Here is a 13,542-nt window from a genome sequence, read left to right as displayed (position 1 = left end):
CGTGCCGGGACGAGGTGAAGTCGATCTTGGTGAGGTGAAGCAGCGGCGACGTCACGACTCCAGGCGGGAGCGGCGCTGCAGGTCGTACATGTTGGTGTGGCTGCGGACGTAGACGGCGCTGCCGTCGACCCGCGGGGAGAAGTCCCAGTCGGTACGGACGCCGCCGGCGAGCGCCGGCGCGACCGAGATCCGGTCGCGCTGGCTGGCCCGGACCTGGTGGTCGAGCAGGTCGAGGTCCCAGCGGGCGTCGGCCTCGGCGCCCAGCGCGGCGAGCGTCGCGGCGTGCTCCGGCTTGCCCGCGAGGTCGTCGACCTCGTCCGGGTCGGCGTCGAGGTCGTACAGCAGGTCGGGGTCGCCGGGGCACCTGATCAGCTTGTGCGCTCCGCTGCGCACCATGACCGCGGGCGCGGTCACGCCCTCGGCGAGGTACTCGGCCACCACCGGTGCACCGCGGTCGCCGATGCCGCCCGCGACGAGCCCGGCGAGGCTCACGCCGTCGACGTCGAGGTGGTCGGGCCGGCGGTCCGCGAGGTCGAGCACCGTCGGCACCAGGTCGAGGAGCGACACCGGCGACGCGACGCGATGCGCCGCGGCGCCGCCCGGTGCGCGGATCAGCAGCGGCACGCGGGCCGAGTGCTCGTAGAACGACATCTTGTACCAGAGACCGCGCTCGCCGAGCATCTCGCCGTGGTCGGAGGTGAACACCACGATCGTGTCGTCGGCGAGGCGCGTGTCGTCGAGCGCGTGCAGGATCTCACCCACCCGTGCGTCGACGTAGCTCACGGCCGCGAAGTACCCGTGGCGGGCCGCGCGGACCTGCTCGTCGGTCACCTCGGCGTCCTCCGCGGCGAACATCTCGCGCAGCCGCCGGCTGTGCGGGTCGGCCTCGCCGAACGGCAGCCGGCCGACCGCGGGCGGCTCGATCGCGGCGGGGTCGTACCTGTCCCAGTACTCCGACCGCACCTCCCACGGGTCATGCGGGTGGGTGAACGACGCGGTGAGGAAGAACGGTGTGCGGTCGGGGTCACGCGCGTGGTCGTAGATCCTGCGGACGGCCTGGAACGCGACCTCGTCGTCGTAGTCCATCTGCATCGACGCGAGGCACCGCGCGGGGGTCTGGACGCTCTCCATCGTGTGGTACCAGGAGAACCGCTCGGTCATCGGCCGCCGCCAGTCGGGCGTCCAGTCGAGGTCGGCGGGATAGACGTCGGTGGTGAGCCGCTCCTCGAACCCGTGCAACTGGTCGGGCCCGACGAAGTGCATCTTGCCGGCCAGGCTCGTACGGTAGCCCGCGGCGCGCAGGTGGTGGGCGAGCGTGGGGAGCGACGAGCGCATGTCGGCCGCGTTGTCGTAGACCCCGGTACGGGACGGCAGCCGGCCGGTGAGCAGCGAGGCGCGCGACGGCGCGCAGAGCGGCGACGGGCAGTACGCGCTCTCGAAGACGGTGGCGCCGCCCGCCAGCCGGTCGATCGCGGGGGTGTCGACGAGCGGATGCCCGTACGCCGCCAGCCATGACGCGGCGAGCTGGTCGACCATGATCAGCAGGACGTGGGGACGCCGCCGGGACGTCGAGGAGCTACCCGTCACATCCCGCATGATCACGGGGAGGTGGGGGCTTGGTCAACCGCCGATCTGCTTGCGGCGGACCCGGTGCAGGCGCTTGCGCTGGCTCGGGTCGAGCATGAAGTAGCCGACGACGGGAGCGGCGATGACGGCCGCGATGATCAGGACGGCGATCCAGTTGGGGAGAAGCCACCAGGCGACGATCGCGCCGCCGACTCCGCCGATGATGTACCAGGCCTTCTTCGGCATGTGGGCTCCTTCTGCGGTGCTTGCCGGCCCGATGCCGGTTTCGTCCCACGGTACCCGGCAGGGCGGCCCGGTGGCCCTGATCGAACCCCCATTCGACCCTGGTTCCGCGACCGCCCACGTGACGGACGGTGAGGGCTCTCCGGTGGGTCGGATTGCCCGGGTGTGATCGTCTCGTTATAGTTCGAGGCTGTTAGCCGGGGTCCAGGGAGACCTCGGGTGGCGCTCGGGGGCGTAGCACGGTCGTCGGACCCCAGACGGTCGTGCGTATGCGCCGACTCGTCGATCTCCCCTGCGGCCCTTACCCCGTTGCCCCAGGGAGAACTGTGCGCAAGACACCGGCAGCACTTGCCGTCGGCGTGACCGCGTTCGCGGTCTTGGCCGGCGGCGGCGTCGCATACGCGGCGGTCGACAGATCAGTCACACTCACCGTGGACGGCAAGACCCAGACCGTCCACACCCTGTCCGGGGACGTGCAGAGCGTCCTCGACAAGGCCGACGTCCGTCCCAAGTCGCGTGACCTCGTGGCCCCGGACCCGTCGGACACCGTCAACGACGGCGACCACATCGTGGTCAGGCACGCCCGCCAGGTCACGCTGACCCTCGACGGCAAGACCCAGAAGAGGTGGGTCACTGCGCTCAACGTCGACGAGGCACTTCGCCAGCTCGGCATCCGCGGCAAGGGCATGCGCGTGTCCGCCGACCGTGCCGCCCGCATCCCGCTGGCCGGCATGGAGCTCACGGTCAACCTGCCCAAGAACGTCAGCGTCAAGGCCGACGACGAGTCGAAGAAGCTGCTGTCGTTCGGCAGCACGGTCGCCGACGCGGTCGAGGACGCCGGCGTCACGATGGACGCCGACGACGTGGTCAGGCCCGGCAAGGAGACCGACCTGGAGAACGGGATGAGCATCACCGTCTTCCGGGTGGTCGTCACCAAGTCGGAGAAGAAGGTCGACATCGCCCCGCCGGTCAAGGAGAAGAAGACCGACAAGCTCGACAAGGGCGACACCAAGGTCGAGGACCCGGGCAAGAAGGGTCAGAAGATCGTCTACTACGAGACCCGCTCGGTCGACGGCAAGAAGGGCGAGGTCAAGAAGGTCGACGAGAAGATCGTCAAGAAGCCCAAGACCAAGGTCGTCCTGGTGGGCACCAAGAAGCACAGCATGGACGGCACGTTCTGGACCCTCGGCGGGTGGAACTGGCGCGGTCTCGCCGAGTGCGAGTCGGGCATGAACCCCCGCGCGGTCAACCCGAACGGCCACTACGGGCTCTACCAGTTCAGCATGCAGACCTGGCAGTCGATGGGAGGCAGCGGCAGCCCGGTCGACGCCTCGCCCGAGGAGCAGACGCAGCGCGCGTACAAGCTCGTCGAGCGTGCAGGTACGGGCCAGTGGAGCTGCCCGCTCAGCCGCCTATAGTGCCCGTGTGACGGACACATCGGCCGGGTCCAGGCTGCTGGGCCCGGCCGACGTGCGTCTGCTCGCCGAACGCCTCGGGCTGCGGCCCACCAAGGTGCGCGGGCAGAACTTCATGGTCGACGTCGGCACGATCGAGCGGATCGTCCGCCTCTCCCGTGTCACCGCGGACGACGTCGTGCTCGAGGTCGGCCCCGGTCTGGGCTCCCTGACCCTCGGCTTGCTGCCGGCGGTCCGGCGGGTCGTGGCGGTCGAGGTCGACGCGACGCTCGCCGCGGCACTGCCCGCGACCGTCGCCGACCGCGCGGCGGCGTACGCCGACCGGCTCTCGGTGGTCCGGGCCGACGCCATGCGGATGTCGGTGGACGACCTCGGTAGGCACCTGCCGACCGCGCTCGTGGCGAACCTCCCGTACAACGTGGCCGTGCCGGTCCTGGTGCACGTGCTCGCCTCGCTGCCGTCGGTCGCGCGGGCCCTGGTGCTCGTGCAGGCCGAGGTCGCCGACCGGCTGGCGGCACCACCCGGCAGCAGGACGTACGGCGTGCCGAGCGTGAAGGCCGCCTGGTTCGCCGACGTCAGGCGGGCCGGTTCGGTCAACCGGGGGGTGTTCTGGCCGCGGCCCAACGTCGACTCGGGGCTCGTCGCGCTCGTCCGGCGCGACCCTCCCGCGACGACGGCGTCGCGGGAGGAGGTCTTCGCGCTCGTCGACGCGGCGTTCGGGCAGCGGCGCAAGACCCTGCGCGCGGCACTCGCGGGCTGGGCGGGTGGCCCGGACGCTGCCGAGTCGGCCCTGCGGGCGGCGGACGTCGACCCGCGCGCCCGCGGGGAGACGCTCGACGTCGCGACGTTCGCCCGCCTCGCCGAGCATCGCCCGCGGTCGGACACATAGCATGCTTGACCGTGAGCTCGGTGATCGTCCGTACCCCCGCCAAGGTGAACCTCCACCTCGGTGTCGGTGACGTCCGCTCCGACCGATTCCACGAGCTCGTCAACGTCTTCCAAGCGGTCTCCCTGACCGACGACCTCACCGCGCGGGCACCCGACGACGAGGGCGGGGTGACGCTCGACGTCACCGGTGAGTACGTCCGCGGGGTACCGCACGACCGGCGCAACCTCGCCGTCCGCGCCGCCCACGCACTCGCCGAGCACGCGGGCGTGCCCGCCGAGGTCGCACTGCAGCTGCGCAAGCAGATCCCGGTCGCCGGCGGTATGGCGGGGGGAAGCGCCGACGCCGCCGCGGCGCTCGTCGCGTGCGACGCGCTGTGGGGCACCCGCGCGTCGAGGGAGGAGCTGCAGGCCGTCGCGGCGACGCTGGGAGCCGACGTCCCTTTCGCCCTCGTCGGCGGCACGGCCGTCGGTCGCGGCATCGGCGAGCAGCTGACGCCCGCCCTGGCGCGGGGGGAGTTCCACTGGGTCTTCGCGGTCGCGTCGACCGGCCTGTCGACGGTGAAGGTGTACGCCGAGTTCGACCGCCTGCGCAACGGTTCCCGGGCGGCGTCGCCCGACGCCGATCATCCGGTGGAGCCCGACACCCTGATGTCGGCGCTGGCCTCGGGTGACGAGGTCGCTCTCGGCCGCGCGCTGCACAACGACCTGCAGCCCGCCGCCGTCTCGCTGCGGCCGACCCTGCGCCGCACGCTCGCGGCCGGACGCGAGCTGGGCGCGATCGGCGCGTTGGTGTCCGGCTCGGGTCCGACGTGCGCGTTCCTCGCCCACTCCGCCGACCACGCCGTCGACCTGGCCGTCGAGCTGGCGTCCGCCGGCGTGTGCCGGGTGGTCCGCCGTGCCCGTGGCCCCGTCCCCGGCGCCCGCGTGGTCGACGCCGCCGCAGCCTGAGGACGCAACGCGCCGTCTCACTTCTCGCCGGGGCTTGCGCCGAGCGCCGGAAAGGCGGAACGTCTTGGGTGGCCTCAACGTGGAAGCCCCGGGAGCCGGTCATGCGTGCTGTTCGCGTCCCCAAGCCCCTCGCACTCGCCGCCGTCGTCGTCGCGGTGGGCGCACTCGGATCGCCGGGAGCGTACGCCGCCGAACCCACCGGCGCCGGAGACGACGGCGGGCTCTCGGTGACCGACCGGCTCGCCGAGCGTCGCACGGTGGTGACCGGTGACCGGATGTACCAGGTCGGGGCGGCCGACGGCACGTACCCCGCGACCGGGTGGCACATCCGCGGCGAGATGGGCGGGTTTTGGTCGCCCCCGATCAAGCTGCTCGACGGCCTGTGGTTCGGCGTCGACGGCGGCTGGCTGTCGGCGACGAGGTTCACCAACGGCCACGGGTACACGCGGATGGAGATGGCGAACGACGACGGCGCACGCGTCCAGCGGGTCGACGTCGCGCCGGACGGCGGTCGCGCCGCGCTCGTCGGGTTGAGGTTCGGCGGCGAGAAACGGCGGGTCGAGCTGACCGTCCAGGCGCACTCCGAGCTGCTGTCCGCCTACCCGTGGGGCTGGACGACGCCGGACCAGAAGACGTTCAACCTGGCCGACGAGGGTGCGTACGACGGGCGCAACCTGCTCTTCCGTGAGACCGGTACGCCGGACGTCGAGGGCGCGCCCGCGCACGACTACGCGGCGGCTGTCGGCAGCACGCTGCGCCCCGACGGGCACCGGCTCGGGCCGGACATGCGTGGGCCGCAGGACCCGGCGGTGGTCTGCCCGGAGGAGGACCCGGCGCCGAAGCGGTGCGACGACGGCCCGTACGGGCGCGGCACCGGCGGCGAGCTGACCTACACGGTCGACGTGCCGCGCGGCGGGCGCACGGTCTGGTTCGCCGTCGCCGGGTCCGACCAGGGCACTCGACCGACCTACGCGGCGCTCGGTGAGGCGTTGCGCGACCCGGCCGGCGCGTACGCGCGCAAGCTGGCGCAGCGGCGCGACGTCGCCGGGCGCACCGAGGTCGACCTGCCGGGCGACCCGCTGCTCGAGCGCAGTGTCGAGTGGTCGAAGCAGAACCTCGCCGACTCGGTGCAGGAGTCCAGGGACCTGCGCCTGTTCGCGAGCAACGAGGGCGCGGAGTACCCGCCGCCGGTCGGCCGGCTCGACTCCGCGCGGTGGCTCGGCGCCGGCTGGCCCGACTATCCGTGGCTGTTCGGCACCGACGGGGAGTACACGGCGTTCGCGGCGGTGGCGGCCGGCCAGTTCGACGCGATCGAGGACCACCTCACCGCGCTGCGTGACATCAGCGACGTCGTGAACGAACGGTCGGGCAAGGTCGTCCACGAGGTCACGCCCGACGGGCAGGTGTACTTCGGTGCGAACGACGATCCCGGCAACACCGACGAGACCGCCAAGTTCCCGAGCGCCGTCGCGCTGGTGTGGCGGTGGACGGGCGACGACCGGTTCCGCGACGCGATGTACGACTTCAACGTCCGCGCGATGCACCACGTCGTGGGCCTGGACGAGGACGCCGACGGCTGGCCGGAGGGGCTCGGCAACGTCGAACGGCCCGGCATGGGCGCGGAGAAGCTCGACGTCGCCGTGTACACGATCCGCGGGCTGCGCGACCTCGCCGACATGGCGAAGAGCAAGCGCGACACCGTGACCGCCCGGTGGGCCGACCGCCAGGCGTCGGTCAGGGAGAAGGCGTTCGAACGCACCTGGTGGTACGGCGCCGGTGCGCGGGCGTACGCGGACTCGCTCGACGGTGCGGACAACGCGAAGGTGTTCCAGCGGCACTGGATCGGCGTGACGCCGATGGAGGCCGTGCTGCCTGACGGGCGGCCGCTCGCGGCCCGCGGGCACGCGGCCGCCGCGCTCGGGCAGCGGGAGCGCGACTGCTACACCGGCGAGTTCGGGCTGTACCACACCGGCACGGGACCGACCAGCGCCGAGGGCGGCAACCGCGGACCGTCGTGCGACGGCGTGACGTCGACCGTGCAGTCGGAGCGCACGACCTACTCGCTCGGTGCGGCGGTGATGGCCGTCGCCGAGGGCAACTACGGCCGGCTCGTGGAGCAGCGCCGCTACACCATGGGCAACGCGCGCATCCAGCTCGACCCGAAGGTGTGGGAGCTGCCGGGCGCGATGCCGGAGATCGCGCCGTCACCCGACTTCGTCGCCAACATCGACCAGGGCTTCCTCAGCCGGTCGAGCGTGCTCCAGGCCTGGGGCGCGTACGGCGTGCTCTGGCCAGTCGTCCACCAGCAGCTCGGTGTCGCCCCGGACCTCGGTGAACGGCGGTTGCGGGTCGTCCCGCAGCTTCCCCCCGACCGGCAGCGGATCGCCGCCACCAACGTCCGGCTCGGCCGGGGATCCGTCGACGTCACCGCGACCAGGACGGGCACGACGCTGCGCACGGACGTGACCGCGCGGGTCCCTGCCGCGCTGACGGTCGGCGCGGTGCTGCCCACCGGAGCGTCGGTGTCGTCGGTGCGGCTGGACGGCCACGCGGTCGCGTACGAGCGGGTGACGACGGCGCGCGGCGTCGAGGTGCGGGTGGCGGCGGGACACGGTGGCGAGCACCGGCTAACGGTGCGGTTGCGCTGACCGGTGGTTCAGCCGCGCGGGGCGAACACCACCCAGACCTGTCCGGGGTCGAAGGTCATCGGCTCGCCCTCGGCCGTCGTGTACGTCGTGCCGCCGTCCGGGAAGGGTCGCTGCCAGCGCGCCTCGAACGCCCTGCCGTCGCGCAGGACGACGGCGCGCCCCTTGCCGACCGACTCGACGTACGGCGAGCGGTTGCCGAACTTGTCCTTGGGTCCCCGCGGCTCGGCGTCGACGTACTGCACCACGACGGTGGAAGGCGTCGGGCGGGGACCGTAGGCAGCGCCGTAGGCGGCGTTGTCCATCCCGACCAGCCAGGCTTCCCGCTCCGCCGACCACCCGAAGCGCATCCGGAACGCCGGGTACGTCACGGTGCGCGCGTCGACGGGCGTGCCGCCGGCCGGGGCGGCGCCGAACCGGAAGCCGATGTCACGCGGCTCGGCGGCCCTCGGTGCCTCGGTCAGCAGGCTGTCGGGGCGGGCGTACAGGTTGTGCGGCGCGCGGTGCGGCGCGCTCCTGACGTACGCATGACCGGCGTTCGCGGGCGAGACGTCGTACAGCGGAGCGCGCCCGATGTCGGGCCGCACGGAGGTGCGGGCACCGGAGTACGCGAACGCGGGGCGGCCGAACTGCCGCAGCAGCTCCAGGTCGGACGCCCGCGCGCTCCTGACCGGGCCGACGGTGCGCGGCAGCGACGAGGAGTAGACGGCGAGGATCCGGCTGAGACCCGCCTCGACGGGCTCGACGTAGACGATGTCGGCCTTCGCGATCCCGGTCTGCGGTCTCGCGGGAGCGACGTTGTCGACCTTTACCGCCAGGACGGGCGCCGGCTCGTACGGGCGTCCGGTGAACGGCGAGAGCTGGCGTGCCGAGCCGCTCGGCGTGGCCGTGGCCGATGATCGCGGCGCCGGGTCGTCGTCGCAGGCGGCGAGGCTCACCGCCGCCACGGCGACGGCCGCGAGGACGGCGATCGGTGCGCGGCGCATGGTCCTCCCTCGACGTGTCAGGCTGACAACGTGCCATAGCCCGCTGAGGTTCTGACAACCGGCCGGGAGCGGCCAGCTAGCCTCGAGCGGTGGCCGTCAACCTCGTCAGTCTCGAATCCGTGCGCAAGGCGTACGGCGACCGCGCGCTGCTCGACGACGTGTCGCTCGGCGTCGCGGCGGGACAGCGGATCGGGGTCGTCGGCCCGAACGGCGCCGGCAAGACCACGCTGATCTCGGTGCTCGCGGGCGTGGTCCCGCCCGACACCGGCCGCGTCACGCACAACCGCGGGCTCACCGTCGGCATGCTGCCGCAGACCGACCTGGTGCCCGAAGGCACCGTCCGTGACACGGTCGTCGGCGACGCCAGGGACCACGAGTGGGCGTCCGACCCGCGGATCCGCGCAGTGCTCGACGGCCTCGGCCTCGGCACGGTCGGGCTCGACGCGCCGCTCGCGCGGCTGTCCGGCGGCGAGCGCAGGCGCGTCGGCCTGGCGTCGGTGCTCGTCCACGACGCCGACGTCGTCGTGCTCGACGAGCCCACCAACCACCTCGACGTCGAGGCCGTCGCGTGGCTCGCCGAGCACCTGCGGTCGCGTCGCTCGGCGCTCGTCGTCGTCACCCACGACCGGTGGTTCCTCGACGCCGTCTGCGACACGACCTGGGAGGTCGCCGGCGGGCAGGTGCACAGGTACGAGGGCGGGTACGCGGCGTACGTCCTCGCCAGGGCCGAACGCGACCGGCGGGAGGCGGTGGCGGAGGAGCGCCGGCGCAACCTCGTCCGCAAGGAGCTCGCCTGGCTGCGTCGCGGACCGCCGGCCCGTACGACCAAGCCGAAGTTCAGGATCGAGGCGGCGACGGCGCTCATCGCCGACGAGCCGGCGCCTCGCGACACGGTCGAGCTGACGCGGTTCGCGTCCTCGCGGCTGGGCAAGACGGTGTACGAGCTGCACGACGTGACGCTGCGGGTCGGTGCCGAGCCCGACCAGACGCTCGTCACCGACCGCCTCACCTGGCACGTCGGGCCCGGCGACCGCATCGGCCTGATCGGCGTCAACGGGGCCGGCAAGACGTCGCTGCTCCGGCTGCTCACGGGGGCGCTTCCGCCGACGGCGGGGAAGGTGGTCGTCGGGCGCACCGTGCGCCCCGGCTACCTGTCGCAGGGCGTGGAGGAGCTCGACCCGAGCCGGCGGGTACTCGAGGCCGTCGAGCAGGTGCGCAGGGTCGTCCAGCTGGGCAAACGCGAGCTCACGGCCAGCCAGGTGTGCGAGGCGCTGGGGTTCGGCGGCGACCGGCAGTGGACGCCGGTGAAGGAGCTGTCCGGCGGCGAGCGGCGGCGGCTGCAGATCGTCCGGCTGATGATGGGCGAGCCCAACGTGCTGCTGCTCGACGAGCCGACCAACGACCTCGACATCGACACGCTCACCGCGGTCGAGGACCTCCTCGACAGTTGGCCGGGCACCCTCCTCGTCGTGAGCCACGACAGGTACTTCCTCGAACGCGTCACCGACCACGTCATGGCGCTGATGGGCGACGGGTCGCTCGCGATGCTCCCCGGGGGCGTGGACGAGTACCTCGACCGGCGCCGGCAGACCCGCGAGGCCCGGGCGCGGGGCGGCACCGCTCGCCCGACGGGGACGGCCGCGGCCGTGGCGCCGAGCGACGCTCAGCAGACCAGGCAGGCGCGCAAGGAGCTGGCCCGGGTGGAGCGGCAGATCGAGCGGCTCGGCACGCGCGAGACGCAGCTGCACGAGGAGCTCGTCGAGCACGCCACCGACCACACCCGGCTGGCCGAGCTCGACCGCACGCTGCGCGAGGTGCGCACCGAGCGGGAACAGGCGGAGGAGCGCTGGCTCGACCTCGCCGAGCACGCCGACTGACCGCGGCGGACGTCGACCCGTGAGGGGCACCCTCACCGCGTCATGCCACGGTGAGGGTGCCCCTCACGGGTGGTTCAGCGCCCGGGCAGGAGCAGCTCGCCGTGGGCGACCGTCACCGCGCGGCCGCGCAGCCGCACCTGCCCGCCGTCGACGTCCACGCCGACGCGGCCGCCCCGCGTGGAGACCTGATGCCCGGTGAGCGACGTTCGCCCGAGCCGTGCCGCCCAGTACGGGCCGAGCGTGCAGTGGGCGGAACCGGTGACCGGGTCCTCGTCGATGCCGGCGGACGGAGCGAAGAACCGCGAGACGAAGTCGCTGCCGTTGCCGCCGCGCGCCGTCACGATGACGCCCCTGGTGTCGAGCGCCCGCACCGCGGCCAGGTCCGGCGTGACCGCCCGTACCGCCGCGGGATCGTCGAGCTCGGCGAGGAGGTCGAGGCGGCCGCGGTGGACGGTGACGGGTGTGACCCCGAGTGCCGCGGCAACGGTTGCCGCCGACGGTAGCGGCTCCGTCGCGTCGGCGGGCAGCGTGAGGCCGATGTCGCCCGCCGGCAGGCGCTCGGCGCGCAGGACGCCGCCGCGGGTGCGGAACGTCAGCGGGCCGTCGGCCCGGCCGGTCTCGTGCAGGACGTGCGCCGTGGCCAGGGTGCCGTGTCCGCAGAGCTCGAGCTCCGCCGCCGCGGAGAACCAGCGCAGCGAGGCATCCGGCTGACCACCGGCGAGGAACGCGGTCGCCGGGAGGTTCGTCTCGGCGGCGATCCGCTGCAGCACGGAGGTCTCGGGTGCGGCGCCGGACGGGTCCGCGGTGTCGAGGAGGACCACCGCGGCCGGGTTGCCCGTGAACGGTACGTCGGTGAACGCGTCGACGACGAAGTACTCCATGTGGGACATCCTTCACCCGGGCGACCGGACGGGTGACCGCCACCGGCGCAACGGCGCGTGACACTGCAGGGTAGTCATGGTGACGTGACGTACCTGACGGTGGCCGGGAGGCGGCAGTTCGGTTCAACGCCACGTAAAGTTTGACCATGCCCTTCGACACCGAGGACTACGCGCAGAACTCGAAGCCGGTCAAGTACGACGACCTCGACTTCGACGCCTTCGAGCGTGAGCCGTTGTCCCCCGAGACCCTGCGGGCCGTGCAGTACATGTGCGACGTCGAGTACCACACCGTCTGCTACCTGCGCGACATGCTGGTCACCCCCTCCCACCGCGATCCCGACGTCACGACCTTCATGACCATGTGGAACATGGAGGAGTTCTGGCACGGCGCCGCGCTGGCGGAGGTGTTGAAGCGGCACGGTATCCAGGCCGACTACGGGCACATCAGGTTCGTGCGCAAGCGGGTCGGGTGGAAGGACAAGCTCGACCCGATCAAGCACACTCTGCTCGCCAACTTCGCCGGCCAGGACTACGTCGCCGTGCACATGGCGTGGGGCGCGGTCAACGAGTGGTCCGCGATCGCCGCGTACAACCGGCTCGCCGACATCGCCAACCACTCCGTGCTCGCCACGCTGCTGCGCCGCATCGCCAAGCAGGAGGCCAGGCACGTCGCCTTCTACGCCACCCAGGCCCGCAGGAAGCTGTCGCTGGGCACCAAGGCGCAGAAGCTCGCCAGGTTCGCGCTCGACAAGTTCTGGGGTCCCGTCGGATCCGGTCTGATGCCGGAGTCTGAGGTGCGTCACGTCCTGCGCTACGTCATGCAGGGCGAGGCCGGGTACGCGGCGGCCCGCAAGATCGACGAGAGCATGTCGAGGTTGCCGGGGCTCGCCGGTCTGAACATCGTCGAGCGGTCGCTCATCGCGCGCGACGTGCCCGTCACCTGAGCCCGGCGCCCGCGCCGGCACGGGGGTGACGCGATGTCCGACGCGACGTGGCTGCTGCGGCTCGACTCTGTGGGCGACGGACCGCGGCTCGCGGTCAAGGACTGCATCGACGTCGCGGGCACGCCGACGACCGTCGGCTGCCGGGCGATCGCCGACGCCGCGTCGCCCGCGGCGTTCGACGCGCCCGTGGTCGAGAACGCGCGCCGGCAGGGGGCACGGATCGTCGGCAAGACCAACCTGGTCGAGCTGTGTCGGCACGCCGACGGCGTCAACCCGTGGACCGGCACCCCGCGCAACCCGCTCGACCCCGACCGCATCCCCGGCGGCTCGTCGAGCGGCTCCGCGGTCGCGGTGGCACGGGGGCAGGCCGACGTCGCGTACGGGACGGACACCGGCGGCTCGGTCCGGGTGCCGGCGGCCTGCTGCGGCATCGCGGGCCTGAAGACGACGGCGGGTAGGGTCCCGACGCACGGCGTCTTCGAGTTCTCCCGCACCCTCGACACGGTCGGCCCGCTGGCGCCGGACGTGGCGGGACTCGTGCTCGGCATGCGGCTGATGGAGCCGGGCTTCGCCGCCGGCCCCGACCCGTCGCGCACGGTGGCGCGGCTGCGCTTCCCCGGTACGGAGCCCGCGGTCGACGAGGCCGTCGACGCCGCGCTCGCCGCGGCCGGACTCGACGTGGCGGACGAGATGGTGCCGGACTGGGACCGGTGGATCGCCGCGGCCGACGACCTGATGCTGGCCGAGGGATACCCGGCGCACCGGCACCTGCTCGACCGTCCCGACCGGCTGGAGGAGCGACACGTCAGCGGCATCGAGCGGGGCCGCGCGATCACCGCCGCACGTGTCGTCGCCTGCCGGCGGGAGGGACTGGCCGCCCGGACGGTGCTCGGCGAGCTGCTCGCCACCCACGGCGCGCTCGCCCTGCCCACGCTGCGGTCGATCCCGCCGCGCCTCGGGGAGCGGTACGCCACGACGTACCTGACCGTCCCGCTCAACCTCGCCGGCCTGCCCGCGGTGTCGCTGCCGGTGCCCAGGCCGGGCGGCGGGTTCCCGGCGTCGCTGCAGCTGGTGGGTGCCTGGTACGCCGAGGAGTCGCTCCTCGCCCTGGCCCGACGCGTCGAGTCCGCCGTCCGCCCCTGACGGCGG

11 protein-coding genes are annotated in these 13,542 nt (G+C 73.0%); 7 read left to right on the top strand and 4 right to left on the bottom strand.

The annotated features are described in order from the left end of the window. Positions 1-51: 51 nt before the first annotated feature. Positions 52-1,596, bottom strand: coding sequence for a choline-sulfatase (gene betC, locus GEV10_01565; GenBank protein ID MQA77166.1), 1,545 nt, complete (start codon positions 1,594-1,596; stop codon positions 52-54). A gap of 24 nt (positions 1,597-1,620) precedes the next feature. After that, positions 1,621-1,812, bottom strand: coding sequence for a hypothetical protein (locus GEV10_01560; GenBank protein ID MQA77165.1), 192 nt, complete (start codon positions 1,810-1,812; stop codon positions 1,621-1,623). A 266-nt stretch (positions 1,813-2,078) separates the two neighbouring features. On the opposite strand from GEV10_01560, the gene GEV10_01555 reads away from it, so the two are divergent. From GEV10_01555 to GEV10_01540, 4 genes are all read left to right on the top strand, one after another. Continuing rightward, a complete protein-coding gene (locus GEV10_01555) occupies positions 2,079-3,227 on the top strand; it encodes a DUF348 domain-containing protein (protein ID MQA77164.1) in 1,149 nt (382 codons plus the stop codon). Positions 3,228-3,234: 7 nt separating this feature from the next. Beyond that, positions 3,235-4,113, top strand: a complete 879-nt coding sequence (gene rsmA / locus GEV10_01550; GenBank protein MQA77163.1) for a 16S rRNA (adenine(1518)-N(6)/adenine(1519)-N(6))-dimethyltransferase RsmA — start codon at positions 3,235-3,237, stop codon at positions 4,111-4,113. A gap of 11 nt (positions 4,114-4,124) precedes the next feature. Further along, positions 4,125-5,060 (top strand): 4-(cytidine 5'-diphospho)-2-C-methyl-D-erythritol kinase, encoded by a 936-nt coding sequence (locus GEV10_01545; GenBank protein ID MQA77162.1) that lies wholly within the window; start codon positions 4,125-4,127, stop codon positions 5,058-5,060. 275 nt (positions 5,061-5,335) lie between these two features. Next, positions 5,336-7,708: a glycogen debranching protein gene (locus GEV10_01540; protein ID MQA77161.1), complete on the top strand. Its 2,373-nt coding sequence runs from the start codon at positions 5,336-5,338 to the stop codon at positions 7,706-7,708. Positions 7,709-7,716: 8 nt separating this feature from the next. Here GEV10_01540 and GEV10_01535 read toward each other — a convergent pair whose 3' ends face one another. Then, positions 7,717-8,691, bottom strand: coding sequence for a DUF3048 domain-containing protein (locus GEV10_01535; GenBank protein ID MQA77160.1), 975 nt, complete (start codon positions 8,689-8,691; stop codon positions 7,717-7,719). 89 nt (positions 8,692-8,780) lie between these two features. On the opposite strand from GEV10_01535, the gene GEV10_01530 reads away from it, so the two are divergent. Then, positions 8,781-10,568 carry an ATP-binding cassette domain-containing protein gene (locus GEV10_01530; GenBank protein ID MQA77159.1) on the top strand — a complete coding sequence of 596 codons (1,788 nt, stop codon included), beginning with the start codon at positions 8,781-8,783 and terminating at the stop codon, positions 10,566-10,568. Positions 10,569-10,642: 74 nt separating this feature from the next. Here GEV10_01530 and GEV10_01525 read toward each other — a convergent pair whose 3' ends face one another. Beyond that, entirely contained in the window at positions 10,643-11,449 is an 807-nt protein-coding gene (locus tag GEV10_01525; protein MQA77158.1) for a PhzF family phenazine biosynthesis isomerase, read from the bottom strand. Between the two features lie 146 nt (positions 11,450-11,595). Between GEV10_01525 and GEV10_01520 the strand changes: the two genes are divergently transcribed. Both GEV10_01520 and GEV10_01515 read left to right on the top strand, forming a co-directional pair. Beyond that, positions 11,596-12,393: a ferritin-like domain-containing protein gene (locus GEV10_01520; protein ID MQA77157.1), complete on the top strand. Its 798-nt coding sequence runs from the start codon at positions 11,596-11,598 to the stop codon at positions 12,391-12,393. A gap of 33 nt (positions 12,394-12,426) precedes the next feature. Continuing rightward, positions 12,427-13,536 (top strand): amidase, encoded by a 1,110-nt coding sequence (locus GEV10_01515; GenBank protein ID MQA77156.1) that lies wholly within the window; start codon positions 12,427-12,429, stop codon positions 13,534-13,536. Positions 13,537-13,542 lie beyond the last annotated feature (6 nt).

The organism is Streptosporangiales bacterium, assembly GCA_009379955.1.
In the GTDB taxonomy this organism is placed as follows: domain Bacteria; phylum Actinomycetota; class Actinomycetes; order Streptosporangiales; family WHST01; genus WHST01.
Note: the sequence above shows the minus strand (reverse complement) of the source record. Positions and strands in the feature narration are given on the sequence as shown.